The 25,308-nt window shown below is 42.4% G+C and carries 31 protein-coding genes; all 31 read left to right on the top strand.

All coding sequences use genetic code 11. The features are described from left to right. Window position 1 precedes the first annotated feature (1 nt). Window positions 2-172, top strand: coding sequence for a hypothetical protein (locus BEB54_RS29035; RefSeq protein ID WP_000550720.1), 171 nt, complete (start codon window positions 2-4; stop codon window positions 170-172). Window positions 173-182: 10 nt separating this feature from the next. Continuing rightward, entirely contained in the window at window positions 183-629 is a 447-nt protein-coding gene (locus tag BEB54_RS24220; RefSeq protein ID WP_032349831.1) for a hypothetical protein, read from the top strand. 32 nt (window positions 630-661) lie between these two features. Next, window positions 662-919, top strand: a complete 258-nt coding sequence (locus BEB54_RS24215) for a hypothetical protein (RefSeq protein WP_001542015.1) — start codon at window positions 662-664, stop codon at window positions 917-919. Next, a complete protein-coding gene (locus tag BEB54_RS24210; RefSeq protein ID WP_001360345.1) occupies window positions 900-1,202 on the top strand; it encodes a hypothetical protein in 303 nt (100 codons plus the stop codon). The genes BEB54_RS24215 and BEB54_RS24210 overlap by 20 nt, the downstream gene beginning before the upstream one ends. After that, window positions 1,199-1,456, top strand: a complete 258-nt coding sequence (locus tag BEB54_RS24205) for a hypothetical protein (protein WP_000739144.1) — start codon at window positions 1,199-1,201, stop codon at window positions 1,454-1,456. Before BEB54_RS24210 ends, BEB54_RS24205 begins: the two co-directional genes overlap by 4 nt. Before the next feature lie 3 nt (window positions 1,457-1,459). Then, on the top strand, window positions 1,460-2,455 hold the full coding sequence (locus BEB54_RS24200; protein ID WP_001028543.1) for a type IV secretion system protein: 996 nt from the start codon (window positions 1,460-1,462) through the stop codon (window positions 2,453-2,455). Window positions 2,456-2,460: 5 nt separating this feature from the next. Then, on the top strand, window positions 2,461-3,102 hold the full coding sequence (locus BEB54_RS24195) for a type IV secretion system protein (RefSeq protein WP_001463086.1): 642 nt from the start codon (window positions 2,461-2,463) through the stop codon (window positions 3,100-3,102). Between the two features lies 1 nt (window position 3,103). Beyond that, window positions 3,104-3,358, top strand: a complete 255-nt coding sequence (locus BEB54_RS24190) for an EexN family lipoprotein (protein ID WP_001043555.1) — start codon at window positions 3,104-3,106, stop codon at window positions 3,356-3,358. A gap of 152 nt (window positions 3,359-3,510) precedes the next feature. Beyond that, entirely contained in the window at window positions 3,511-4,146 is a 636-nt protein-coding gene (locus BEB54_RS24185; RefSeq protein WP_022645136.1) for a hypothetical protein, read from the top strand. Window positions 4,147-4,317: 171 nt separating this feature from the next. Beyond that, window positions 4,318-4,605 carry a TrbM/KikA/MpfK family conjugal transfer protein gene (locus BEB54_RS24180; RefSeq protein ID WP_050953163.1) on the top strand — a complete coding sequence of 96 codons (288 nt, stop codon included), beginning with the start codon at window positions 4,318-4,320 and terminating at the stop codon, window positions 4,603-4,605. A 2-nt stretch (window positions 4,606-4,607) separates the two neighbouring features. Beyond that, the gene (locus BEB54_RS24175; protein ID WP_050953157.1) at window positions 4,608-5,822 is read left to right on the top strand and encodes a toxin co-regulated pilus biosynthesis Q family protein; all 1,215 of its coding nucleotides are present in this window, start codon (window positions 4,608-4,610) and stop codon (window positions 5,820-5,822) included. 5 nt (window positions 5,823-5,827) lie between these two features. Continuing rightward, window positions 5,828-6,265 (top strand): type IV pilus biogenesis protein PilM, encoded by a 438-nt coding sequence (gene pilM, locus BEB54_RS24170; protein WP_000539665.1) that lies wholly within the window; start codon window positions 5,828-5,830, stop codon window positions 6,263-6,265. Between the two features lie 118 nt (window positions 6,266-6,383). Then, on the top strand, window positions 6,384-6,782 hold the full coding sequence (locus tag BEB54_RS24165) for a hypothetical protein (protein ID WP_001153669.1): 399 nt from the start codon (window positions 6,384-6,386) through the stop codon (window positions 6,780-6,782). 20 nt (window positions 6,783-6,802) lie between these two features. After that, window positions 6,803-7,387, top strand: a complete 585-nt coding sequence (locus BEB54_RS24160) for a lytic transglycosylase domain-containing protein (protein ID WP_001177117.1) — start codon at window positions 6,803-6,805, stop codon at window positions 7,385-7,387. Beyond that, window positions 7,387-7,677, top strand: coding sequence for a conjugal transfer protein (locus tag BEB54_RS29485; protein ID WP_000865479.1), 291 nt, complete (start codon window positions 7,387-7,389; stop codon window positions 7,675-7,677). The genes BEB54_RS24160 and BEB54_RS29485 overlap by 1 nt, the downstream gene beginning before the upstream one ends. Window positions 7,678-7,747: 70 nt before the next feature. Then, on the top strand, window positions 7,748-8,068 hold the full coding sequence (locus BEB54_RS24150; protein ID WP_000362080.1) for a VirB3 family type IV secretion system protein: 321 nt from the start codon (window positions 7,748-7,750) through the stop codon (window positions 8,066-8,068). Between the two features lie 5 nt (window positions 8,069-8,073). Then, window positions 8,074-10,431: a VirB4 family type IV secretion system protein gene (locus BEB54_RS24145; RefSeq protein WP_050953158.1), complete on the top strand. Its 2,358-nt coding sequence runs from the start codon at window positions 8,074-8,076 to the stop codon at window positions 10,429-10,431. A gap of 165 nt (window positions 10,432-10,596) precedes the next feature. After that, on the top strand, window positions 10,597-11,331 hold the full coding sequence (locus BEB54_RS24135) for a virB8 family protein (protein WP_023155253.1): 735 nt from the start codon (window positions 10,597-10,599) through the stop codon (window positions 11,329-11,331). 65 nt (window positions 11,332-11,396) lie between these two features. Further along, the gene (locus BEB54_RS24130) at window positions 11,397-12,098 is read left to right on the top strand and encodes a TrbG/VirB9 family P-type conjugative transfer protein (RefSeq protein WP_000274524.1); all 702 of its coding nucleotides are present in this window, start codon (window positions 11,397-11,399) and stop codon (window positions 12,096-12,098) included. After that, window positions 12,088-13,227 (top strand): TrbI/VirB10 family protein, encoded by a 1,140-nt coding sequence (locus tag BEB54_RS24125; protein WP_000790640.1) that lies wholly within the window; start codon window positions 12,088-12,090, stop codon window positions 13,225-13,227. The genes BEB54_RS24130 and BEB54_RS24125 overlap by 11 nt, the downstream gene beginning before the upstream one ends. A gap of 18 nt (window positions 13,228-13,245) precedes the next feature. Then, window positions 13,246-14,301: a P-type DNA transfer ATPase VirB11 gene (gene virB11 / locus BEB54_RS24120; protein WP_001059977.1), complete on the top strand. Its 1,056-nt coding sequence runs from the start codon at window positions 13,246-13,248 to the stop codon at window positions 14,299-14,301. A gap of 15 nt (window positions 14,302-14,316) precedes the next feature. Then, on the top strand, window positions 14,317-16,275 hold the full coding sequence (locus BEB54_RS24115) for a type IV secretory system conjugative DNA transfer family protein (RefSeq protein ID WP_000338976.1): 1,959 nt from the start codon (window positions 14,317-14,319) through the stop codon (window positions 16,273-16,275). A 50-nt stretch (window positions 16,276-16,325) separates the two neighbouring features. After that, a complete protein-coding gene (pilN, locus tag BEB54_RS24110) occupies window positions 16,326-17,969 on the top strand; it encodes a PilN family type IVB pilus formation outer membrane protein (RefSeq protein WP_105282304.1) in 1,644 nt (547 codons plus the stop codon). A 50-nt stretch (window positions 17,970-18,019) separates the two neighbouring features. Next, window positions 18,020-19,330: a type 4b pilus protein PilO2 gene (pilO2, locus tag BEB54_RS24105; protein WP_024222069.1), complete on the top strand. Its 1,311-nt coding sequence runs from the start codon at window positions 18,020-18,022 to the stop codon at window positions 19,328-19,330. Continuing rightward, window positions 19,314-19,808, top strand: coding sequence for a type IV pilus biogenesis protein PilP (pilP, locus tag BEB54_RS24100; RefSeq protein ID WP_000912553.1), 495 nt, complete (start codon window positions 19,314-19,316; stop codon window positions 19,806-19,808). The genes pilO2 and pilP overlap by 17 nt, the downstream gene beginning before the upstream one ends. A 24-nt stretch (window positions 19,809-19,832) precedes the next feature. Further along, the gene (locus BEB54_RS24095) at window positions 19,833-21,371 is read left to right on the top strand and encodes a GspE/PulE family protein (protein WP_000466227.1); all 1,539 of its coding nucleotides are present in this window, start codon (window positions 19,833-19,835) and stop codon (window positions 21,369-21,371) included. Beyond that, window positions 21,362-22,471 (top strand): type II secretion system F family protein, encoded by a 1,110-nt coding sequence (locus BEB54_RS24090; protein ID WP_000974903.1) that lies wholly within the window; start codon window positions 21,362-21,364, stop codon window positions 22,469-22,471. Before BEB54_RS24095 ends, BEB54_RS24090 begins: the two co-directional genes overlap by 10 nt. 44 nt (window positions 22,472-22,515) lie before the next feature. Continuing rightward, window positions 22,516-23,073: a type 4 pilus major pilin gene (locus tag BEB54_RS24085; RefSeq protein WP_000095049.1), complete on the top strand. Its 558-nt coding sequence runs from the start codon at window positions 22,516-22,518 to the stop codon at window positions 23,071-23,073. 66 nt (window positions 23,074-23,139) lie between these two features. Beyond that, window positions 23,140-23,622 carry a lytic transglycosylase domain-containing protein gene (locus tag BEB54_RS24080; RefSeq protein ID WP_023226007.1) on the top strand — a complete coding sequence of 161 codons (483 nt, stop codon included), beginning with the start codon at window positions 23,140-23,142 and terminating at the stop codon, window positions 23,620-23,622. Between the two features lie 3 nt (window positions 23,623-23,625). Further along, entirely contained in the window at window positions 23,626-24,261 is a 636-nt protein-coding gene (locus BEB54_RS24075; RefSeq protein WP_000934978.1) for a prepilin peptidase, read from the top strand. A gap of 12 nt (window positions 24,262-24,273) precedes the next feature. Further along, a partial coding sequence (gene pilV / locus BEB54_RS24070; protein ID WP_000750512.1) for a shufflon system plasmid conjugative transfer pilus tip adhesin PilV occupies window positions 24,274-25,308 on the top strand: 1,035 nt, incomplete at its 3' end.

The raw sequence follows: 25,308 nt of genomic DNA, 5'->3' as shown, positions 1-25,308 counted from the left end.
CATGCATCTTTCGTTGTTAATTCCGCTTACAGGAGCAGCGATGAATGCACTATGTATTTTTATTATCAGACTTCTGGATAAGGATTTTATTGAAGCCTACAAAAAAACGCTAAAAAACATTACTGCATTACATATTTTATTGATGGTGTTAAGTGTCACAGGAATAGTATAAGGAAAATTAAATGCGAAACGCAAATGAAGGAGTATCTCTTTCAGAGATTGTAACTAAAGCCACATTACGCAAATTTGGTATTAGAGGTGTAAATAAATACGAGACATACACAGTCATAATAATAACTGTAGCTTTTTTTATCCTTGAATCAGCAGCAGGAAGGGCCAAAGATACATTTGCTGTAGCTATAAAAGTATTAAGCTACATGCTCCCCTGTACGGCAATTATCATGGCTGTCATATGGATAATATTTTTCATCGGCGATAGACGAGAAAAGTTAAAACATGCAGAGTTGGACGTGATTAAGATAAAAGCTCGTCAAAAAATCTACGATCGCCTGCGTTACGTTGAAAATGAGCATATCGTTTTCGACCCGGTTACAGGTCGGGAAGTTCCGGCAGAACGGACTTGTATCAATGAACTTGTTGAAGCTCTCGCGATGGAAGCAACAACGTGAGAAGGTGACAGCCCCCTGAAGGATACGATGAAATGTACAGAAAAAAACATCACCTAATAAAAATATTTTTATTAAAAATGGCGTGCAATGTTTTTTCTTTCCTGCTGGGTGCTTTCATACTTTCAGCACCGTTTGTCTTATATACATTAACCGGTTCAGTTCTGAATGCCGTTATTCATTTCACCTTTTCTTTGCCTTTAGCCACCATATTACTGGTTTATGCTTATTCAGGCTTTGAAGAAAGCATTTATTTATTCATGGCATACAAATATGACTCAAGCAAAAGCTAATCTGAGAAAACTTCGCCGTGCACGTTATGTCCCCCCTCGAACAGTAAAGAAAAGCATAGCAAATACAGAACGTGTCGTTTCAAAAGCAATTACCGGCTGTGGTGTCTTCCGTGATATACCACAAGTAAAAATCAATCTCATCGAAACAAGGAAAATTTTACAAATCGAACTGGCTTTATCCATTGCTAACTTATCTGAGGCGAATCCAATTGAGATACGAAAAAAAATCAAAAGCATTGACCGACAATTATCTTCAACCTCAAAAATCAGAACTACATTATGAAAAAAAACGACGATTTAATCACTTTACCATCTCATAACAGCCACGCTCTCGATTACATCATTAAAAAAGCGTTTACACCACGTAAAACCAAAACATCGACAGCAACCCACAACGTTTATAGTTACAATAAAGAAGAATCCACATTAAATTTCCAAAAAATTGGAGAAGCAATTTTTTTCGGCACAGACCTGGTAATTAAGCTGAAGCCAAATATTAGTGCCTCTGGTGAACTCTTCATCTGCCAGAAGGACTAAGCTATGAACATTGTTTCAGAATTTCTTGAGAAAGTAACAACCATTGTTGAATCCACAGCGGCGACGAACGCCGCTAAGGTCGCACAAGCAATATCTCCTACATTCTTTGCGGCTATAGCCTTATACGTTATTTATCTAATATATGAAATCACGTATGCCCAACGTGACGTCCTGATGAGCGAGGTGACTAAGAATATCGGTGCATTCGCCCTGGTTGGTGCATTCACTTATTCAGCGCCTTATTACAGCCAGTTTGTTATTCCTTTCGTAATGCACGCTGGCTCCGACCTTTCTGCTGCTGTTACTGGAGGTTCAGGAACTGCAACCAGTGTTGATAATTTGTGGAATATGCTTTCAGTAACGTTAAATGATTTTAAGAATAATGAGTTAGATACTCTGGAGTGGTATAGCTTCACAGATCAACTATACATATATCTAATTTGGGGGGTTGGATATGTTGGCGGGCTGCTGCTTATTTATTACACCACTGTATTTCTAACTCTATCAACATTCATGGTTGGCATTCTCTTATCCGCCGGAATATTATTTATCTGTTTTTCTCTATTTGCTTCGACAAGAAATATGTTTAGCGCATGGGTAGGTAGCTGTTTAAATTATATATTGCTAAATCTTTTTTATAGTATATCGTTCAGCTTCGTCATCAGCTTTGTAGAGCAAACAGTCCCATCAAGCGGAAATATAACTCTCACAACAGTAGTTTATTTCTTTATGGTGACTGTTATATCTATATTCCTTGTTGAGCAAGTAGGTACTCTCTGCTCAACTCTTACTGGCGGGGTAGGTATAAATGGCCTTACATCAGCCGCTAATGGCTTTGGAGGTAAGGTTGCATCCGGTTTTATGCGAGCATCAGGACTCCGATCTTTCACTAATGGTTTTGCCAGCAAAATGCCAAATCCATTCTTTAATGCAGGAAGTCGTTCTGCATCAGCATTAGTTCAGGGATTAAACCGTGGAAGTAAACTTAAAGCGGGGTGATTAACATGAAAGATAAAGTATTATCATTTCTCTTTGCTGGAATAATTACCATAACATCACCATCAATCTTTGCATCTGGTATTCCAGTAGTAGACGTTGCAGCAATAGCTAAAACAGTTGAAGAAGGGCTAAATCGTGCTGCTGAAGCGGCAAGACAGCTTGAGCAACTCAAGCAACAATATGAACAGACCATAAGATACGCTGAAGAACAGAAGAAAAGACTCGAAGGCTTCACTGATTTCAGCAATGGCTTTGATAGCGCATCCAGCTATATGAAGGATTCTCTATCAACAATAACAAATAGTGCAAAATCAGATCTTAGCTCTTTGCGATCGCAATATGACTTATCAAGCAACGTTGCAGAGACGCAACAAAAATATGATGCGATCCTGGCTAAGATCAAATTCTATGAAAATTTCAACAATGAAATGCAGGAAAGGGCTAAGAGATTAACCACGTTACAGAAGGAGTTCGCGTCAGCAGATACTCCTCAAAAAAAAGCTGACTTATCTAACCAATTGAATACAGAAAAATTGACAATGGAGCTACAATTGAAGCAATATGATATTGCTGAACGGCAACTAGAGAATGAGCGGAAAGCTCAATATGAAACATATGTTCGCCAAAAGAGAAGAGATTTAAGCTGATATGAATAAGTCACGAAATGCAATTATCGCCTCATCAATTATCTTCGCCAGTTTAATGTTAGTGGGATGTAAAGAAAAAATATATTCTGTAGAATATTACTCAAACAACATCAGTGAAGCCACTAAAACTTTAGAAGATTGCAAGAAAGGTACAATAACCGATCAAAACTGCGATAATGCTCGTGCTGCACTTCAGCAAAAACAAGATAGTGAATATAAAAAGAAAGTTAGTGAAATGAGAAGACGCCTTGATTAAGGAATACATAAAATGCTAACGAAGCACTCTATGATCTAAAACGAAAAGAAATCATGAGTTAAATGCTTGGACGCTCCAATAAATAAACTTATTCCATGATAAAAAACCCGCCTCGTGCGGGTTTTCTTTTGCCTGAAATATGGAGGAACTCCATGAAATCCATCATTTTATCGATGGTTGCCGCCACCGCATTACTGTCAGGCTGTGCGGATAGCAAAACACAACCAGTACCTGAGTCACCGTTAACCAAACATGACCACCAGATAACGTTGAAAATTGATACCGTGCGAACAGACCTGCCGGACAGTTCTCCTGTTTGTTTGAATGGTATGAATATATACGAAAGTCTGAGCGAGCGGCATCCTGGCTTGTTTGCCAAAAATCAGAACGTGATTTTCCGTAGTGCATTCTTTGATGACGGTCAGGCGATATCCTCCGAAACAATCCGCAAAATAATGAAGAGTACCCCGTGCGTTGTATCACAAACAACATCTGCCGGAAGCAGGGAACCTGTCACGGAACTGATCCCCCGTCAGGCAATATCCGGTGACACTACACTGGCTGAAAAAGATCGCACTGCTGGCTTCACAATGCGGATAACACCGGATATTGAGCGTGGAAATTTCCACCTGCTACTCACAACCACTGACCCGATACGGAAACAGACTGTCGAGCAGAATATTTTACTCAAACCGGACCAGCCCCTTGTCGTGAGTGGGTTTACTGGAGTTAATGCTGATAGCCAAAGTGAGAAGCGGATTGTCATCATTACGCCACACGTGCGTTGATTCCCCTGATATTTAAATTACCCGCCTCGTGCGGGTTTTCTTTTGTCTGAAATATGGAGGAACACCATGAAATCCACCATTTTATTGATGGTTGCCGCCACCGCAGCATTACGACCAGGCTGCGCAGATAGTAGAACACACCCCGTGCCTGAGACACCGTTAAGCAAAATCATGTTATCGATGATTGCCGCAAGTGCTATCGCACTCTCTGCCCCCGTATATGCGTCTGATCCGTGTGCTTCCGTTCTTTGTCTGTACGGTAAAGCTATCGGTAGCGGCGGCGGGAGCGAATGCAAAAGCGCCGAAAAGGACTTCTTTAATATCATCAAAAAGAAAAAGGGATCTATTCGCTGGAGCAAAACCTTTGATGCCCGAAAAGCGTTTCTTAATCAATGCGCGACCGCAGACCCGGCGGCGATCTCAAAAATCATGAGTAAGTTCGGACGTTCCTGGGGTTAACCATGAAAAAGATCATTATTATTCCCACCACATTATTGCTGAATGCGTGTTCCCATGCCCCTGAACCCGCACAGGCAAAAGGAGGTTGGTATGAACTGAATACCACAATTGAGCAGGTAAGAGCAGACACATACCATAACGGGGTGGTCCTTCAGCAGCCCGTGTCACAGCCAAACAGCACTGTTCAATACAGCAATGATAATTATCTCAAAAAGGAAGCCATAAACGTAACTCCCGCGCCTCGTATTGCAGAAACCGTAAAACCACGTTCTGAGCAATCAGCGACAGCGCCAAAAAACCAGGACAGCAATAATAGTTTTCTGAAGCCAACAACAAACAGCATAACTTCATCTGGTAAGATAAAAACAGCAGCCAAAGGAGCAACTAAACAGCATACTGAACAACCAGCACTCCCTCCCGCAAAGCCAATCAGTAGCAACAACCATCAGGCACAAACGGCACAAAATACTGATCAGCAGACAAAACCGCGTCCTGAACAACCACCGCTAATGTCAAAAAGCGGTTTTCTGAAAAAAAACGCTAACAACGCTGTTCCGGCCACCACGCTTACAGGCCCATCAACACCTGAAAAGCAAATTTACTTTGTTCGCCATGATGGTAAAGGCTCGCTGCAAAAAGCATTAAAAGAAATTGTCCCATCGGACTGGACGGCTGAAATATCCCCGGAGGTAACGAAAACTTTCCGTCGCACGATATCCTGGCAGGGCAACGATCAATGGCCTTATGTCCTGGATAAAATGCTTCGCAACTACGGTCTGACGGTAATTAAGAACACCGAAAAAAGACATCTTCTGATTGATTTTCAACAACAGAAAGGGAAAACATCACAAAAAGCACCTGTATCTCCTGTCAGGACACCAGTTTCCTCTGACAAGTTACCTCAAAAACCGCTAACGCCTGCCACCGTTCCGCAAAAACAGACAGAAAAACTCACCTGGAATCTTAAAAAAGGTTCAACGCTGCGGGATGGCCTCACAGAATGGGCGTCAAGTTCGCCGTGTGGTAATTCAACCTGGAATCTTGTATGGGATACTCCTGTGAACTACAGAATAGATGCTCCTCTTATTTTCCGGGGAAACTTTGAATCTGCATTAAAAGATACGCTGATGCTTTATCTTTCAGCAGATAAACCGTTATACGCATTCAGGAATATTGCACAATGCGTAATCACAATTAAAGACACACAACAGGAGTAATCGCTATGGGTTGGTTCTTCAGCTTGCTCCTGATATTCCTGTCAATAGGCAGTTACTATCTGACAGATAACAATAACCAAACCATACAGCGAATGAAGTTGCTTCCTGCAAAACAGGAAGCAATTGAATTTGTCCATTTCGCAAATGTTATCAATGACTATCTTTATAAATATCCAGACAAACGTAATTCAGGAGGAACGTTAACATCTGAGCAAATCGGTATAACACCCGTTTATGATATTCATCATATTATTTACGGTAAGCGAGTTTATATCTGGTCTGCCGATACAGAAGGTCTGATGTCTGCTTTGCAGCAGCAAACAAAACATTCAGCAATGTTAGGAAGAGTAAAAAATAAGAAGATTGTCGATAATCAGGGGAATGATATGGGCGTTCCCGTTCCTTCCTCAATTCCAGAAGAGGCTATTGTACTCATTAACTAAATATCCCCTGACAAGGGGATTCTGAACTGGAGTCTGCATATCCGACACATCATTATGTGGGCCGGATATATCGCTACGGCGCGGACTTCAGTCCAGAAAATCTTTACCGGAGATACCCATGCAGGATAATGATGATGTCAGCGAGCTTGATATTGCCACTCGTGAAGTCCTTATCTTACGATGCAATCTTATTCAGCTTGCTTCTGAATATATAAAAATAAATCCCCTTAAAAACACCCGAATCTACACAGATTTAATTCATCGCTCAGCAGATGTTATCAAAAATATCGAACAAGGTAACATCCAGAATAAACATAATTATCTGTCACAGGATGTAAAACATACGCTTGTTTTATACGACCTGTACAAATCAGACTTTGAACAATGTCCGGGGGCAAAATCCCTTATACCTGTCAGGGAAAAAATTGTCTCGCTGAAAGAACTTCTTTCCGGCGCTAATGAGCTGGACAGTATCGTTCGTCGCCCCCGCAGGAAAAAACGTTCTTCACGAATTTAATATCAGGAGATAAATCCCTTATGCAGTTATCAGCGGCTGTTCTGGCAGCACTGATAAGTCAGTGTGCCCCTGATGTATCACCCGATACGATGAATGCCCTGATTATGACTGAATCAGGGGCTAATCCATATGTAATAGCGAATGTTTCTGACGGAACAAGTAAGTATTTTAAAGATGAAAAAGGAGCTATTGAATATGCAGAAAAATTAACAGCAGAAAATAAAAGGTTTAGTGCAGGTCTGACACAGATATACAGCAAAAATTTCCCATCACTCAATCTGACTAATAAAACAGTTTTTGACCCGTGTACAAATATAAAAGCAGGAGCGGCAGTCCTGACGGACAATTATCTGAGACAAAAGGAGGGTAGTAGTAATCAAAAAATTCTCCGCGCTTTATCTTTGTATTATTCGGGTAACGAATCAACAGGATTTATTAAAGAAAAGAAATTTAACAACACTTCTTATCTGGAACGGGTTATTCGTAACGCGAATAACTATATCGTGCCATCAATCCGTGAAAAAACTGATGAATCAGAAATAACCCCCCCGAACGATGAAGAGAAAACATCACCGGACTGGGATGTTTTTGGAGATTTTAGTTAATGAAAGTCAAATCAACTTTGCAGTATTTTATTCTGGCGTTTTTCCTGTCACTAACTGCCTCCGTTGCCTATGCAGGTGGACTCGACACCGCAACAAATACCATGACAGAACTTAAGACATGGGCATTTAGCTTTGGTGGTGTTTGTGCTTTGTGTTACCTGATCTATAACGTCATCATGGCATTCATGGAGAAGAAAAGCTGGTCTGATGTAGGAATGGCGCTTGTCTATTGTTCCCTCGCTGGCGGTGCACTTTACGCCGGGAACTGGGCGCTGGAACTCTTCAAATAAGTAATCCATATATACAACTGTGCCGCATATTTACCTTATGTGTGAATTGCGGCTTTTTTCATGGTGAGTTATGGACAAAGTAAATGAACATGTCAGTGAGTCATTCATGACTTATAACGGGTTTAACCGTCCTGCGTTAATTGCTGGTATACCCTTAATGTTGTTATTGTTCACGGCTTTTTTCGCTGTTCTGACAGGCTTCCCCGCTATTTTCCTTTGGGGTATAAAAGGGATAATTATTCCTGTCATATGTGCGCTGTTTCTTTTTATAGTAAAACTGGCCTGTGAAAATGACTCAAACGCACTAAGAGTCATCCGTTTAAACCTTATGGGGCTTTTGTTAAAAATCCGCCACAGAGATTTAATTATTGGTTATTCATCTGTCAGGTAACATATATGCACAAAGTCAAATTAAAAAACAGTGACAATATGGATGTTGCTCGTGAATATCCCGATTATCGCTTCCATATAACAGACAGTATTATCTTTACTTCTGACAGGAAAATGCTGGCTTCACTTGTTGTAGCAGGCATTCCATTTGAGACAGAGAACGATAATGTTCTTACAAATTTATTTAACAGCGTTAAAAACTTCCTGATTGGGTTAGGAAAGGAAGGCGACCTGTATTTATGGACTCATCTTATCAAAAAAAGAATAACCATTGATGGAGAATGGAATTTTGACAATGCTTTTTTAAGCAGGTTTTCAAAAAAATACCTTGCTCTGTTCACATCCAGCGCATTCTACAAATCAACATGGTATTTAACATTTGGGATTCCCTACGATGATGTTGATACCGGAATCGAGCGCATGAATGAAATGACACAACAGGCGCAAAAAGCACTTCAGCCATTTAACGCTTCTGTTTTATCAGTTCACAATACTTATATTAGTGAGGTGGCAGACTATTTATCACTATTGCTAAATACAGAACATAACATGATTCCTTTATCATCCACTCCCTTATCATCCAGTATTTGTGATTCTGAATGGTATTTTGGTGCTGATGTTCTTGAACTGCGTAACAACGAATCGGATAGTAAAAAGTTTGCAACGAATTATATTTTGAAGGATTTCCCTATAGAAACGACCCCCGGACAATGGGATTTTCTTCTCAAGCAACCCTATGAATTTATTCTTACTCAATCGTTTATTTTTGAATCACCCACAAAAACCCTGAAGAACATTGATTCGCAATTAAACAAACTGCAATCAGCTAATGATGCAGCCAAAACACAACAGGAAGAACTCGAAGCTGGTAAAGAAGCGGTCGCAGCCGGAATTACGTTGTTTGGTTCACTACACTGCGCATTAACGGTATTCGGTGATACACCAGATCAGGCCAGAAGCAATGGTATAAAGCTCTCTGCTGAGTTTATTACTTCGGGTAAGGGATTCCGCTTCAGTCGCGCCTCACTCGCATCACCTTTTGTTTTTTTCAGTCATATGCCGCTGAATAAGAGGCGTCCACTGGATACCCGAAGAACAATAACCAACCTGGCCTGTCTGATGTCTTTTCACAATTATTCCTCCGGGAAAAAATCAGGCAATCCTATTGGTGATGGGTCCGCCATAATGCCGTTGAAAACGGTGTCTGACAGCATTTACTGGTTCAATACGCATTACAGCCCACCGGAAAAAAATGTTACCGGACAAAAAATTGCCGGGCATGGAATGATTCTTGGCGCAACAGGCACAGGGAAAACAACATTTGAAGCAGCAGCCAGCGGTTTTCTTCAACGCTTTGACCCTTTAATGTTTGTTGTGGATTTCAACCGTTCTACTGAGCTTTTTGTCCGTGCATACGGAGGAAGCTATTTCACGTTGCAGGAAGGCATTTATACCGGCTGCAATCCGTGGCAACTGGCAGAAGGCCCGGAATCTCCCGTCTGGCACAGACTTCTCGCATTTCTGAAACGCTGGACACAGGTTCTGGCACGAGACAACCAGGGCAACCCCTGTTCTGATGAACATGGCATTGAATTAAACGCTGCCGTGGAAAGCATTATGCGAATGCCTGTCGAAGAACGCCGGACAGCCCTTCTTCTCGATATAGTCAGTCCTGAACTTCAGACGCGTCTCGCCAAATGGTGCGACAACGGCGAATATGCCTGGGCGGTGGATTCCCCCCGGAATACCTTCAATCCACTGCATCATAAAAAGGTGGGATTTGATACAACCGTTGTCCTGGACACAAAAAACGGTATTCATCCTGCCTGTGAACCTTTACTCGCGGTCCTGTTTTTCTACAAAGAAATCATGCAACGCGGCGGCAATCTGATGCTCTCCATTATTGAAGAGTTCTGGATGCCAGCAAACTTTCCCATGACACAAAGCATGATTAAAAGCGCACTGAAAGCGGGGCGCATGAAAGGTGAAATGATGTGGTTAACATCACAGTCCCCGGAAGACGCCATAAACTGCGCAATTTTTGCGGCGCTGGTACAACAAACCGCAACGAAAATTCTCCTGCCCAATCCCGATGCAAAATGGGAAGGATATAAAGAAATTGGGCTTACTGAAAAAGAGTTTGAAAAACTCAAAGAGCTGACGAAGGAGTCAAGGACCATGCTCATCAAGCAATCTGGCTCTTCTGTTTTCGCCAAAATGGATTTGTTTGGATTCGATGAGTTTATCCCCGTGCTTTCTGGCTCTGAAACTGGCCTGTCTATTTTTGATGAGATTATTGCTGAAAAAGGAGATGTAGCTCCTGATATCTGGATACCAGAACTCCTGAAACGCCTGAACGGTTAATTTCTCTGTTTTATACAGAACGGAAAACAATATGAAAATCCCCCTCATAATTGCCTCCGCGCTATTAATTAGTGCATGTTCTCACACCCCCAATCCTGTGCAGAAAAAAGGGGGATGGTTTGAGTTAAACACAGCAATTGAACAGATCAAAGCAGGTGATTATTAATGGAAAACACAAACTATTATGAACATTCAAAAAAAGAAGCCACCAAAAAGAAATTTGAAGAAAAAAACGAAAAAAAGGATTATTTCAAGGCCATACGTGACTTTGAGCGCAGTGAAATTGATATCATAAAGAAAAAGGCAAAAACATTTACCATTCTCGCCATTGGTGAATTTGTTGTAATTTGCATTCTTGGTTTCGCAATAGCCTCCCTTGCTCCATTAAAAACCGCTGTACCGTTCCTTGTGCGAGTGGATAACAGCACTGGATATACTGATATTGCCCCTCAATTATCTGATGCTAAGGAAAGTTATCAGGATGTTGAGACTAAATATTTTCTGTCAAAGTATCTCATTAACTATGAAGCATACGACTGGCAGACTATCCAGGAACAGGCCGATACAGTAAAAACAATGTCTTCCCAAAAGGTGTTTTCAGCTTATGACACCATGATTCGTGCTGATTCCTCACCACTGAACATTCTGAAAAACAACTACAAAATTAAGGTCCAGATTAATTCAGTAATCCTTCTAAGGAAGGATATGGCGCAGGTGCGTTTCAAAAAAATGGTACTGGATTTATCTGGTAAACCCGCCCCCGGATACAGAGCAACAGAGTGGATTTCGACGATTTCTTTTGACTGGGATAAAGATATCAAAACAGAAAAAGAGCGCCTTGTGAATCCGCTGGGACTGCAAGTTCTGAGCTACCAACCTGATCCAGAGGTTATAAAATGATGCTTAAACGCACTACTGCGATAGTTCTTTTGTCGATGCTACAAGTACCTGGTGCTTTAGCAGCTATGTACGGCACACCATCGGAACGAGACGGGCGTATTCAGACCGTAGATTATAACGAGCAGGATGTATTTAATGTGCGCGTAAAAGCAGGCGCACAAACAACAATTAAGTTCGGACAAGACGAAACAATAAAAGATGTCGGAATTGGTGATCCAGAAGCCTGGTCAGTATCGGTCAGGGACAACACTCTGTTTCTGCGTCCAAAAGCAGAAGAACCGGATACAAACGTTACCGTTCAGACCAATAAGCATATATATCCTCTTTACCTGATATCAACCACGAAACAACCCACGTATATTCTGCGTTTTAATTATCCGAAACCACCGTCAGCTACCGTAATGACTGAAAAGCCATTTCCATGCACTGATGGTGGAATAATTAATGGTCATTATCAACTCAAGGGTGACAAATCAATTTTCCCTTATCAGGTATGGGATAATGGCGAATTTACATGCATGAGATGGACTAATAAACAGGAAATTCCGGTCCTTTATCGTGTTGATGCCGATGGAAATGAACATCTGGTTAACGGAGACAGAAATAAAAACACAATGGTTTATTATGACGTGGCTGAAAATCTCCGTTTGCGCCTGGGTGATCAGGTTGCAGATATCAGAACATCATCAATCGTTAATCGTCCGTGGAATAAAAAAGGTACGTCAAACGGAAAAACACGAGTAGAGAAGTTCAGCTATGAAAAATAAAGATGATGAAAAAAATAATGACGCGGGAAATCGCGGAATTATCGAAGTAAAAGGTAAAGCAGCACCAAAAAAAATATTAATCCTCATCATATTACTGATTGCCGCGTTATTTGTGATCATTATCTTGTTTAAAGTTCTTTCACGAGAACAGGTCGTTCAGCAAACACCTCTTGAGAAGTCTGACGAGACACTGGTCACAAATACCAACAATGGCGTTTCACTGACAACAATGATGAAAAACATCGAAGAAAAGGAAAAACTCGATGCCGCTAACCGCAGGAAAGCACAGGAGGAGCAAGAACAGAAACAGGCAGACAATGCCCCGTCAGCGCCAGCATCACAAAAGGCCGATCAAACAGCCGTCAATGTGATAGCCAACGGCAGTCCCCAAACCGCCAGTGGAGATCCAAACCAACCACAACCATTGCCAAAATCCGTCCGACAACTGATGGGCGACACAATGGTGAAGATCGACAATCAGGAACCAGGCGAAAAAAACCAGGAAAGAGATGATTTACAGGGCAGTCAGTACGCAGACGGAAAGGTATCCCCTGTGCTGAACCGCCGATATCTGTTATCTGCGGGAACAGCATTATCCTGTGTGCTCAAAACGAAAATCGTAACCTCTTATCCCGGTATCACAATGTGTCAGTTAACACGAGACGTCTGGTCGGATAACGGCGAAGTGCTTCTTGCCCGTAAAGGAGCATTACTGATCGGGGAGCAGAATAAAGTCATGACACAGGGAGTAGCCCGTGTGTTCGTTAACTGGACAACGCTCAAAGATGAAAATGTCAATGTGCGCATTGGCGCACTTGGCACTGACAGTCTGGGCGCTTCCGGCCTTCCTGCATGGGTCGATAATCATTTTGGTCAGCGTTTTGGTGGTGCATTGCTGCTGTCATTACTTGGTGATGGTTTAGATATTCTGAAAAACAGCACGCAACAAACAGGCTCAAACAGCAATATCACCTACGAAAACACATCTGACGCAACAAAAGAAATGGCAAAAACAACGCTGGACAATACTATAAATATTCCCCCCACGGCATATATTAATCAGGGGACTGTATTGTCTGTTATTGTTCCGCGAAATATCGACTTTTCATCCGTATATGAACTTCAGTAATTCAGTAAAGCAATTGATATGAATAACATCAGAGATACCAGTAATACATCACAACCACGAGATAACAGTAAAACCGCAAGACGATATCTGGATATGACGGGTATCCAGTCTGTTCTTAATATTGAACATGTCACAGAAATATCTGTGAATAAACCAGGAACAATATGGTTTGAAGGAAAAAATGGCTGGGAATCTAAAGATGCGCCAGACGCGACTTTTGATAATTTAATGACACTTGCCAAAACTCTGACGAACTTATCAAAGATAAAAATACCACTTAGCCATGATAATCCCATTGCATCGGTAGTTCTTCCCGGTGGGGAACGTGGACAAATCATCATTCCACCTGCAACAGAAAATAACAGCGTTGTGATATCTATCCGTAAGCCATCATTAACGCGCTTTACTATAGATGATTATGTCCGAACAGGGCGTTTTGATAATGTCAGGATTGCGACGAAACACGAAGCCATCCTGACTGAACGGCAACGCTACCTGTATGAATTATCCCGGCGTCCAGATGGTCAATCTAAAGCTCAATTTTTAAGAGAGGCAGTTAAAGACCGTCTTAATTTTTTAATCGTCGGTGGGACTGGCTCCGGTAAGACAACTATAGCAAAGGCAATTGCAGATATCTTTCCACCTGAACGGCGTTATATAACCGTTGAAGATGTACCGGAAATGTCTCTGCCGCTGCATCCAAACCATATCCGGCTTTTCTACAAAAAAAATACCGTTGAAGCGAAGGAAATCATTGAAGCGTGTATGCGATTAAAGCCAGATCACATCTTTCTTGCTGAACTTAGGGGTAACGAAGCATGGAGTTATCTGGAGGCGCTTAATACAGGGCATGAAGGCTCAATCAGTACCATTCATGCTAATAATACTTATGCCTCATTTTCACGACTGGCAAGTATTGTAAAACAATCTGATGTTGGTATGACTGTTGATATGGACCTCATCATGCGCACGATAAAAACATCAATTGATGTCATTCTTTTTTTCAACCATACCAGAATGACTGAACTGTATTACGAACCCGAAGAAAAAAATCGCTTTTTGAGCACAATGTAAATTCTGGAGATAACTATGGATGCAAAAAAGACGGGGGGATTAATTCTCTTCCTGTTACTGCTTCTTGTGGGTGTGCTTATAGCCTCAAACTATCTCGGTGGATACACAGCATTAAGATATTCATCCGTTGATATGTCTTTGCTCAAGTGGGATACATTCCATTCTGTAATCTCAACATTTTCTGGCAACCCACAATATAAAAAACTCGTTTTTATGGCATGGTTTGGATTCAGCGTTCCATTAATATTCTTTGCCATATTCATGTTAATTGTCGTGATTGGGATTATGCCTAAAAAAGTCATCTACGGTGACGCCCGGCTCGCAACTGATATGGACCTAAGTAAATCAGGTTTTTTCCCGGATAAAAAATCACCTTACAAACATCCACCAATACTCATCGGTAAAATGTTCAAGGGGAGATACAAAAAACAATTTATTTATTTCGCCGGACAACAATTTTTAATTCTTTATGCCCCGACACGTTCTGGTAAAGGGGTGGGAATTGTTATCCCCAACTGCGTAAACTATCCAGGAAGTATGGTCATACTGGATATCAAACTTGAAAACTGGTTTTTATCAGCCGGATTCAGGCAAAAAGAATTAGGGCAAAAATGCTTTCTCTTTGCGCCCGCCGGATACGCGGAAACTATCGACCAGGCAATTAAAGGACAGATACGCTCTCACCGCTGGAATCCTCTGGATTGCGTCAGTCGCAGTGATTTACTTCGTGAAACGGACCTGGCAAAAATTGCCGCAATCCTTATCCCGGCAAGTGATGATCCTATATGGTCTGATTCTGCACGAAACCTTTTTGTCGGGTTAGGACTTTACCTGCTGGACAAGGAGCGTTTTCACCTGGAACAGAAAGCCAAAGGTCATAATGTACCGGACGTTCTTGTTTCCATCAGCGCCATACTGAAAACGTCGGTTCCCGATGGCGGCAAGGATCTCGCCGCATGGATGGGACAGGAAATTGAAAACCGTAGCTGGATTAGCGATAAAACAAAATCATTCTTCTTTAAGTTTATGTCAGCACCAGATCGCACAAGGGGAAGTATAGAAACAAACTTTTCATCACCGCTGAGCATCTTCAGCAACCCTATTACTGCTGAGGCGACGAATTTCAGTGATTTTGATATCCGGGACATTCGTAAAAAGCCCATGTCAATTTATCTTGGTCTGACACCGGATGCTTTAATCACTCATGAGAAAATTGTAAACCTTTTCTTCTCATTACTGGTTAATGAAAACTGTCGTGAACTGCCGGAACACAACCCGGACCTGAAATACCAGTGTCTTATTCTCCTGGATGAATTTACATCAATGGGTAAATCGGAGGTCATTGAACGCGCTGTTGGTTTTACAGCAGGTTATAACCTTCGCTTTATGTTCATTCTTCAGAATGAAGGACAAGGGCAAAAAAGCGATATGTACGGTCAGGAAGGATGGACCACATTCACTGAAAACAGTGCTGTTGTGCTTTACTATCCGCCGAAATCAAAAAATGCTCTGGCTAAAAAGATTTCAGAAGAGATTGGGGTGCGTGATATGAAAATATCCAAACGCTCAATATCCAGTGGTGGTGGTAAGGGAGGAAGTTCACGTACACGGAATGATGATGTAATAGAGCGCCCGGTTCTTCTTCCTGAAGAAATTGTGTCTCTCCGGGATAAGAAGAATAAAGCCAGAAATATTGCAATCCGTGAAATTATAACCAGTGAATTTAGCCGACCATTTATTGCCAACAAAATAATCTGGTTTGAAGAACCAGAGTTTAAACGCCGCGTGGATATCGCCCGTAACAATCATGTTGACATTCCAAACCTGTTTACACAAGAAGTCATGGATGAAATAGCAAAAATTGCAGAAATTTATCTCCCTAAAGCTGGAGGAAAAAAAGTCATGGTTGCCGGAGGCAATGTGATTACTAATCCAGACCTTGATAATCACGATAAAACAGACGTATCTGAATAATCCTCGCAACCAGCAAATAGTATTTTGCATATTCCATAAGGTAATTAAACATGAATAAAAAATTGCTTTGTTTATTAATATCCTCTTTTTTATTATCAGGCTGTGCAAACTTCAAAAAAATCAATGCTAATGAACTTGCTGCCGAAAGAGACGCACAAAAAGCGACTGAATACGCGAAAAAAATTCGTAATAACCCGGTTATCCAGGATTCAACAAAACAATGGATTAATACAACGCCAATTATTGAAAAGCAGATAAAGCAATCAGCGCCGCCCTGCCCGATTGTGATTAATACTCGTTCAGATATTGAGCTACGCCAGATCGCACAACGCATCACACAAACCTGTCATATCCCGGTACGAATCAGCGCCGATGTCTGGACCTATCTGAACGGTACAGGCACTGGCTCAACACAACAAATGACAGGCTCAATTCCAGCACCTGATGCAAATGGAATGGTTCCTCTGGCGTCAGTAGGCAGTCAGCCAGTAAAAGTCTCTTCTGGCGGTACATCACTCCCTGAACTGAATATCTCCGGGCTTCCTGCCCTACTGCAAACCGTATCTTCACGGCTGGGAATATCCTGGAAATACGATAAAGGTCGTATCACATTCTTCTATCTGGAAACGCGCTCATTCCCGATTACATATATGGACAGCAATGTGGCATACAACTCAAAAGTTGTGAGCGGCACAATGTCTTCCAGTGGCAGTACCGGCTCTACAAGTTCTGGCGGTATGACTGGCGACGCATCAAATACGCAAACTACAACCGTGGAAATGAAATCATCGCTGTACAACGACCTGAAAAGCGAAGTTTCCTCAATGCTGACACCAGGTACAGGGCGCATGTATCTGTCCACAGGTTCACTGACAGTAACAGATACCCCGGATGTACTGGACAGCGTTCAGGAGATTGTGAACAAGCGCAATAATGAAATGAGTCGTCAGGTTGTGCTGAACGTTGAAATCCTGAGTATCAAGAAATCAAGCCAGGAACAGGCGGGAATCGACTGGAACGCAGTATTTAATGATGGTCATCTTGGTCTGAGTCTTGGTGGCTCATTTGGTGATGCCGCCGAGAATGTTATTACCAGTGGTGTATCCATCGTGGACGGTAAGCTGGCTGGCTCAAAAGCATTTCTGAAAGCCCTGTCGTCACAAGGCAGCGTCAGTGTCGTAACGCAAAACTCCGCTGTGACTAAAAACCTGACGCCTGTCCCTATGCAAATTGCCAATCAGCAGGGCTTCATTGAAAGTGTCACAACCGATTCTACCGCCAATGTGGGATCATCCACGTCACTGAATGCGGCAACAATAACAACCGGATTCAATATGACTCTGCTTCCATACATTCAGCCGGATTCACAAAACCTGCAATTGCTGTTCTCAATGAGTCTGTCTGACAAACCTACTTTTGAGGTGTTCGAAAGTGGCGGCAGTAAAGCACAAACACCGAATGTGGATTTGAAAACAATTAATCAGACTATTGATCTGAAATCAGGCCAGACAGTCATTCTGAGTGGATTCCAGCAATCAAACCGGAAAACCAGTAAGCAAGGTGTAATAACCCCCTCCTTCTTTGGACTTGGGGGTGGCGTTAACAGCGAAGACGGCGACACGATTCTGGTCGTTTTGATTACACCAAATGTGCTTAATTCCGGCTCCAGTGCAGTAATAAAAAATGTGAACTAATTAACTGAAAACTCCCTGAAAAAACACAGGGAGTTTTTTTGGAGGTCACTTTGTCTGAGAATAATCAGAATAACCAGAATTTCACTTCGGTTATTAAAAACAAGCGTGCTTTTTTCTCCGGTCTGGACTGGAAAACGCTTCCTTCAGAAGAAAAGAATGCGCGTACATTCGCAAGAAAAAACGACGCTGAATATTTTCTCTCCTGTCAGTATCAGGATTCAGAAAATGAAACCAAAACGATGGTGGCATTTATCAGAAAAGAGGATCTTCCCACAGGGGCGTCCTCATTCTGGTCACTGGCACTGATGATAAAACCCCTCATCGAACCTGACGGATACGCTATCTGCGAACTCGGTGATCTTTATGGCTTTGTTTCCTGCGTCAATAACGTTCTCGTCAACGATGTTGTAGGTAACAAAAGTCAGATCATGAGTGCTCTGACAACATTTCTTGAGTTTAATGAAACACCAGAACCCGGCTGGAAACTATACCAGCCTGAATCATGGGATATCAGCCAGGCACTCCCCTCACTCACTCTGTCTGCGTTGATTGACGTAAAAAAACCGCCGAAAGAGGCGGCGTTTACTCGCGTATCCCGAAAACGTCAGTTCATGATTTATGGCGGAAGTGCCATTCTGGCCATACTGCTCTGGAACGGGATCACCATGTACCAGGAATACCGGGAAAAAGAAGCTGCGGCAGAAGCTGCACGTCTTCGTCTGGCAAAAGAAATGGCAGACAAACAGGCAATACAGATTGCCCCACCGTGGCAACATTTACCTGAAATAAAACCATTTATTGATAAATGCATTGATAAATGGGATGCACTGCCCTTATCGATCGCCGGATGGCGTTTTGACCTTGCTGAATGCAGCACATCCGGTAATGACGGGCTGTTACGCACATCATATAAGGAACTGAGCGGCGTTACGGTCGAGGACTTCAGCACACGGATACGAGAAATATTCCAGGGGACAACCACAGCAACTTTTGTATTGCCAGAAGGCAGCGCCGGGGGATTTTCTCTTCCTGTCAGTTTTGACGTTTCGCCTGATCCAATTACCCCGGACACATTGCCACAGGCAACAGATATTCAGGAACGCCTGACAACATTTGCACAAAAAATGAGGTTAAAACTCACCTGGCAGGAAATTGAAAACACAAAAACAGATGAAGAAGGCCGTCCAATAATTCTCCCGTGGAACGAGTATGAATTAATGATTCAGACCAGCACCCCGCCTTCAATACTTTTCGCTAACTTTCATGAACCTGCCGTTCGCTTCCAGTATGCAGGAATAAAACTGGAAGAAGGAAGACTGAATTATGAGATTAAAGGTGCATTCTATGTTAAAAATAATTAAACCAACGATTATTTCTGTCTGTTTTTTCAGTTCACTTGCTTACGCAACAGAATCTGAAAGCACACCAAAAGACGAAATAAAATATTCATCTCCGACCATTTTACAGGTAGAGCAGATTCAGGCTGAAACGGTAATTTACGAAGCAAAGCTGGCGCGTCAGAAGGCTGTCAGTGAATTGCGTAATCTTGATTTGAATGGTGTAGCGTCCGCAACGCCAGCAATAACGCCCTCTTCCGGGTATTCTTCTCTTGCAGATACCGATATACCAGCGCAACGTGTAGCCGCTAAATCACTTCGTGTTATTGAAATATTTGGTACACCACAACAAATGTCAGCACGAATTTCTCTCCTGGACGGGTCAGTAACTGATGTCAAGGTCGGGCAAAGTATTCCTGGTACTTCTTATAAGGTGGCATCAATCACTGGTAATGGCGTCTGGATTCAGAATGGTACAGAGAAACGCCAGCTTATTCTTTAATGCTATTGAAAGAGACGACACATAATGTTTTTTTCTGACGCAGACTATCCCGGAAAAGATATTTCTGATGTTGTATACGTCAGTATATCTGAAAAAGACGATAAACCTGTTCAGGTTTATATCGCTGATAACAGTAAAGGACAGCGTGCTGTTCAGGCTTATATTGGCACTCTGAATGTTAAATATCCCGGACAGGTAAATATAACCTCGACAACTCTTGATGTTATCGCATCCCGCTACCAGGACAGCGAAAAAAGGTCTGATTCAAACTCATCACAACACTTAAACAGCAACCAGGAAAAGGTCATTAGCTACCTGGCGAAAGCAAACAAACTGGGAAGTTCCGATTTGCACATCACACCTGGTCGGGACGGCTCCGAGTTCACTTATGTCGAAGCACGCGTGCATGGGGAACTGGAAATTCTGGATGTCATCCCGCGTAAAGAAGGGCTGGAATTGCTGGGTGCTGCCTATTCTGGAATGAGTGATGTTATCAAAGGTACGCAGTTTGACCCTGCAATACCACAGGATGCACGTATCGCAGAGAATTTTCTGAAGCCTGTAAATCTTTTTGGGGCGCGCTATTCGCATTATCCGTGCGTGGGTGGTGTGTACGCGGTCTTCCGCCTGATTAAAGATGACAGCGAGGATATTCCCACTTTCGAAGAACTTGGCTACATGCCGCAACAAATCCAGACAATCAGGCGAATGTTACAACGCCCGGAAGGAATTATCGTTTTATCCGGCCCTACAGGGTCCGGTAAGTCAACGACTCTGAGAACGGCTTCAGAAGCCTATCTGAGCACGTTTGGTTTCAACCATAACGATAATATGCGTCTCCCCCGAAAACGCCTTTTCACCATTGAATCACCGCCGGAGGGCCGCATTCCCGGCGCAATACAGACGGCAGTCAGGGATTCCGTCGATGGCTGGGTTGACGCGATTAAATCCGCTATGCGACTTGATCCAGACGCGATACTGAACGGCGAAATTCGTGATCACGCATCGGCATTAGCAGCAATCAAAGCCTCGATGACAGGCCACCTTCTGTTGACGACCTTACACGCCAACGATGCCCTGAATATTATTGAGCGCCTTGAAATGGAGAATATTCAGGCCAGGCTGATTGCAGATCCTCTTCTGTTTATCGGTCTGCTGAGTCAACGGCTGGTACAAAAACTCTGTCCTTACTGTAAGCGCACTTATGCTGAAATGGCAGACAAACTGAGTACAGAAGAACGGAAACTCATTGAGGAAAATTGCCTGCCGGAACAGGTCCGGTTGCGCAATCTTGACGGTTGCGAGCACTGTTATAAAGGCGTAACGGGAAGGACGGTTATAGCAGAAGTCGTCTCACCCGACGCACGTTTTTTTCAGTTATATCGTCAGTCCGGGCGTCTGGAAGCAAAATCATACTGGCACTATGAACTTGGAGGAATTACCCGTAATCAGCACTTATTACACCTGATTAATCATGGCCTGGTAGATCCGCTGTCCGCACACTTCATATCCCCCATTGACGAAGATAAATACTCAATGCTCCCGGAGGGGACATGGCGATAAAAGATATATTTGAGAAACTCAATTCGATAGAAATTGATTTCTCTGGAATATCCCACTGGCTGGCAAAATACACATTCAGGTATTCCAGAATAAGTTTATATGAAGATTTATCTGGAATGTTAAATGATGGCATAAATGTAAAGCGTGCTCTTACACACCTGATTGATGTAGAAACAGACTACGGGAAGAAAACGGGGTCTTCTGCAACCTACTATATTTGTTGTGAGTGCCTTAATGCACTGAATAACACAGGGGCTATATCTTCAGCATTAAAAAAATATATAAAGGAGGATGAATATCAATTAATATCCAGCGGTGAAATTCGCGGCGACCTTGCCGGAGGATTAGTTCAGGCCATAAAAATTGTCAGAAGTCGTTCTGAAATGACAATGACTCTTGTTATGTCGATGATTTATCCATCCGTACTGGTTTTTGGTTGTCTGGCAAACATGTATATGGTCCACGATACCATAACACCTGTTTTCCTTTCTCTCGCACCGAAAGAACGCTGGACAAGTTCTATGCGATTACTGACAGATACGTCTGGTTTCCTGATAGAAAACGGAACGTATATTCTCTGCTTCTGCATCGTACTGTTTTTCCTGATCAGATATTCGCTTGCGCGTTATACAGGACCGGGCCGTCAGTATCTTGATTACATTCCCCCCTGGTCACTTTATAAAACATTTAATGGTGTAAGTTTTCTCTTCAACATGGCCTCCATGTTAAGTATTGATATTCCCGTTGCAAAAGCACTGGAAAGGCTGGAGAAAAACAGCACTCAAAACAGATGGCTACTCGAACGAATAAAAGAAATCAGGAGATATGTTTTACTTGGACAGTCACTTGCAATGGCAATGAAAAGTTGCGGTTATGACTTCCCATCGAAATTATGCATTAACAAACTATTACTTCATTCTGAAAATGCTGACAATGCATTGATGATGTCTAACTATGCTGATAAATGGCTGGAGGAAGCAAAAGGAAAAGTCAAATCAACAGGAGTCTGGATAACTGTAGTATCCGCATTAATTGTTTTCGCATTTATTGTAATGATGATTACTGCTCTCTACGATGTCAGTAACGTCCTGCAACACTAATCCCTAATATTTTTAACCTCTCAATAAATAAGGAATTATTTATTATGTCTTCTATTAATATTTTAAATATGCGTTCTGTTTTTTCTTCTCTTTCTGCACGCCGTAAAAAAGAACAGGACAAAGGGGCAACACTGATGGAAGTGTTATTGGTTGTTGGTGTTATTGTTGTACTTGCAGCAAGTGCATATAAACTCTATTCAATGGTGCAATCCAACATTCAATCATCCAATGAACAAAACAATGTCCTGACAGTGATTGCCAACATGAAATCACTGAAATTCCAGGGGCGTTATACTGACAGTAACTATATTAAGACTCTCTACGCGCAAGGATTACTGCCATCCGATATGATCGCAGATACAACTGGCGCAAGCGCGAAAAACCCGTGGGGCGGCTCCGTTACAATCACAACCTCTTCGGATAAATACTCCTTCAATGTTGTTGAGGCCAGCGTACCGAAGAAAAACTGCATGGCAATGGTAAACGCCCTGCGTTCTTCCAGCGCAATCTCCAAGATTAACAACACTTCCACATCAACTGTCGATGCGGCAACTGTTTGCTCATCTGACAGCAATACGCTGACCTTCAGCACTGATTCCTGATTTTTCATGTGCATCGGATAAGCGCCTTCGGGCGCTTATTTTTTCCATGTTTACAGGAGGAGTATTGTGCGTTCTGTTCTTTATATCCTGCTATCATGTATTTCATCATTAATCTTTTCATTGCAACCCGCATATTCAGCGACAACGACCCAATTTGATGCCTGCTTTGCACAAGCCGGGCAACGTTATCTGATTGATCCCCTGCTTCTGAAAAGCATTGCCACTGTAGAAAGTTCACTCATACCAGACCGGATAAATCACAACAAAGAAAAAGGAAAAATATTAAGCACCGATTACGGACTGATGCAAATTAATTCATCACACATCCCCAACCTGAAAAAACTTGGCGTAATAAAAGACAAATCAGAGCTTATTGATAACCCCTGTCTCAATATACAAATTGGCGCGTGGATTCTGGCAACACATTTTCAGAAATGTGGCATAAACTGGAGTTGTCTTGGCAGTTATAACGCTGGTTTCAAAGAAAGTAACGAACAGAAAAGAATCAAATACGCACGCTATGTCTACAATAAATACATGGTAAGGTAACTTATGCTAAACAGCATATTTAATACGGCGATACTTTGCTGTGCAAATATCGTCTGTCAATGCTACGCCTACAATGAAGTAAAATTCCGTTTAAATAAACTTAATGTATCTTATAAAACCGGCACAGAGAAATATTACTGTCTGATACTGACAACGCTTGCCGTTCTGTATCTTTCATTAAACCAGCTATCACTGATTCAATCTATAATAGTGATTGTTTTCTATGCTTTCCTTACATTAATGGCTTGTATAGACCTTCTTTCATTTCTACTACCACGCCTTTATACCGTGACATTTATCTTCTCTGGCCTGTTATATCAGACATGGAATAACAATATATTGTCTGGTTTGTTTTGTGCAATGCTGATGTTCTTCATTATGCTGTTTGTAAGACTTTACTTTGCATATAAAAACGGAACGGAAAGTTTCGGCATGGGAGATGTGCTACTTATTGCAGGAACTGGCGTATGGTTTCCAACGCCTGAGATTGCCTGTTCAATTGTATTTATTGCCGTTATCGGCGGAATTATTTTCTTCACTCTTGGCGGATTAAACAAGCAAAAAAAATATATCCCATTCGGTCCGTTCCTTTGTGGCGGAATGTTTGTTTACTCACTCGTACCGGGAATATTATTCTGAGGATTAAGAGCAATGAAAAAGACAGATAAAGGTGTATCTCTTCTTGAGGTATTACTTGTCATCGGCATAATGGTGATGGTTATCCCTAAAGTTTATGAAAACATTGAAAACCATCTGAATAATGTTCGCTGGCAGAATGCAGCAGAACACGCAAATACCTATAACACCGCTGTTCGTAATTATGTTGCTGACAATGCATCAACACTACTTGCTGGCTCTTTACCCAAAACAATCACGCCAGCAACACTCATTCAGAAAGGCTATCTGAAATCTGGTTTTTCTGAATCCAATTTTGGACAAAGCTACATTACCGGTATTGCAAAGAACAGCAAAACATCCCGTCTGGAAGCCCTGACCTGTAGTAATGGCGGTCAGTCCCTGTCAGAAGCCGGAATGCGCTCGGTAGCAAGCATGATTGAAGGGCTTGGCGGCTACATCAACAGCAGCAAGCAGGCGATTGGCGCGGGTGGCGGCTGGTCTGACACGCCTTCAAATTACGGGCTGAACTGCGCGACCGGGCATATTGCAATGGCACTTGTTGGCGCTGATTTGCAGGAAAGCGACCGTTTGTATCGTTACTCCATAACCAATCGTCCCGACCTTAACAGGATGCATACGGCGATTGATATGAACAGCAACAATCTGAACAACGTCGGCACTTTAAACGGCAACGCCGCCGCGCTCTCCGGCGATATCAGCGCACGTAACGGTACGTTCTCTGGCGCAATTTCAGGAAATACAGCCACAACCAACGGCGATATCACTTCGAATAATGGCTGGCTGGTCACAAAAAACAGCAAAGGCTGGATGAACAGTACCTATGGTGGCGGCTGGTATATGTCCGATTCGTCCTGGTTGCGCAGCGTGAATAATAAAGGGATTTATACTGGCGGCCAGGTAAAAGGTGGAACTGTACGCGCTGATGGACGCCTCTATACAGGCGAGTATTTACAGCTTGAAAAAACAGCAACGGCTGGCGCTTCCTGCTCCCCTAACGGGCTTGTAGGCCGCGACAGTACAGGGGCGATACTTTCGTGCCAATCCGGT

It is taken from the genome of Escherichia sp. MOD1-EC6021 (genome assembly GCF_002965245.1).
Taxonomy (GTDB): Bacteria; Pseudomonadota; Gammaproteobacteria; order Enterobacterales; family Enterobacteriaceae; genus Escherichia; species Escherichia coli_F.
This window is presented reverse-complemented; position numbering and strand designations above follow the sequence as displayed.

Coding starts and splice junctions, on each gene's coding strand:
- pilP (WP_000912553.1), top strand. CDS start 19,314: ATGTTAAAAATAATTAAACCAACGATTATTTCTGTCTGTTTTTTCAGT.
- BEB54_RS24165 (WP_001153669.1), top strand. CDS start 6,384: ATGCAGGATAATGATGATGTCAGCGAGCTTGATATTGCCACTCGTGAA.
- BEB54_RS29035 (WP_000550720.1), top strand. CDS start 2: ATGCATCTTTCGTTGTTAATTCCGCTTACAGGAGCAGCGATGAATGCA.
- BEB54_RS24160 (WP_001177117.1), top strand. CDS start 6,803: ATGCAGTTATCAGCGGCTGTTCTGGCAGCACTGATAAGTCAGTGTGCC.
- BEB54_RS24205 (WP_000739144.1), top strand. CDS start 1,199: ATGAAAAAAAACGACGATTTAATCACTTTACCATCTCATAACAGCCAC.
- BEB54_RS24145 (WP_050953158.1), top strand. CDS start 8,074: ATGCACAAAGTCAAATTAAAAAACAGTGACAATATGGATGTTGCTCGT.
- BEB54_RS24075 (WP_000934978.1), top strand. CDS start 23,626: ATGCTAAACAGCATATTTAATACGGCGATACTTTGCTGTGCAAATATC.
- BEB54_RS24180 (WP_050953163.1), top strand. CDS start 4,318: ATGTTATCGATGATTGCCGCAAGTGCTATCGCACTCTCTGCCCCCGTA.
- BEB54_RS24090 (WP_000974903.1), top strand. CDS start 21,362: ATGGCGATAAAAGATATATTTGAGAAACTCAATTCGATAGAAATTGAT.
- BEB54_RS24215 (WP_001542015.1), top strand. CDS start 662: ATGTACAGAAAAAAACATCACCTAATAAAAATATTTTTATTAAAAATG.
- BEB54_RS24185 (WP_022645136.1), top strand. CDS start 3,511: ATGAAATCCATCATTTTATCGATGGTTGCCGCCACCGCATTACTGTCA.
- BEB54_RS24115 (WP_000338976.1), top strand. CDS start 14,317: ATGGATGCAAAAAAGACGGGGGGATTAATTCTCTTCCTGTTACTGCTT.
- BEB54_RS24210 (WP_001360345.1), top strand. CDS start 900: ATGACTCAAGCAAAAGCTAATCTGAGAAAACTTCGCCGTGCACGTTAT.
- virB11 (WP_001059977.1), top strand. CDS start 13,246: ATGAATAACATCAGAGATACCAGTAATACATCACAACCACGAGATAAC.
- BEB54_RS24150 (WP_000362080.1), top strand. CDS start 7,748: ATGGACAAAGTAAATGAACATGTCAGTGAGTCATTCATGACTTATAAC.
- BEB54_RS24175 (WP_050953157.1), top strand. CDS start 4,608: ATGAAAAAGATCATTATTATTCCCACCACATTATTGCTGAATGCGTGT.
- BEB54_RS24220 (WP_032349831.1), top strand. CDS start 183: ATGCGAAACGCAAATGAAGGAGTATCTCTTTCAGAGATTGTAACTAAA.
- pilM (WP_000539665.1), top strand. CDS start 5,828: ATGGGTTGGTTCTTCAGCTTGCTCCTGATATTCCTGTCAATAGGCAGT.
- BEB54_RS24130 (WP_000274524.1), top strand. CDS start 11,397: ATGTACGGCACACCATCGGAACGAGACGGGCGTATTCAGACCGTAGAT.
- pilN (WP_105282304.1), top strand. CDS start 16,326: ATGAATAAAAAATTGCTTTGTTTATTAATATCCTCTTTTTTATTATCA.
- BEB54_RS24190 (WP_001043555.1), top strand. CDS start 3,104: ATGAATAAGTCACGAAATGCAATTATCGCCTCATCAATTATCTTCGCC.
- BEB54_RS24195 (WP_001463086.1), top strand. CDS start 2,461: ATGAAAGATAAAGTATTATCATTTCTCTTTGCTGGAATAATTACCATA.
- BEB54_RS24095 (WP_000466227.1), top strand. CDS start 19,833: ATGTTTTTTTCTGACGCAGACTATCCCGGAAAAGATATTTCTGATGTT.
- BEB54_RS24085 (WP_000095049.1), top strand. CDS start 22,516: ATGTCTTCTATTAATATTTTAAATATGCGTTCTGTTTTTTCTTCTCTT.
- BEB54_RS24135 (WP_023155253.1), top strand. CDS start 10,597: ATGGAAAACACAAACTATTATGAACATTCAAAAAAAGAAGCCACCAAA.
- BEB54_RS24200 (WP_001028543.1), top strand. CDS start 1,460: ATGAACATTGTTTCAGAATTTCTTGAGAAAGTAACAACCATTGTTGAA.
- BEB54_RS24125 (WP_000790640.1), top strand. CDS start 12,088: ATGAAAAATAAAGATGATGAAAAAAATAATGACGCGGGAAATCGCGGA.
- BEB54_RS29485 (WP_000865479.1), top strand. CDS start 7,387: ATGAAAGTCAAATCAACTTTGCAGTATTTTATTCTGGCGTTTTTCCTG.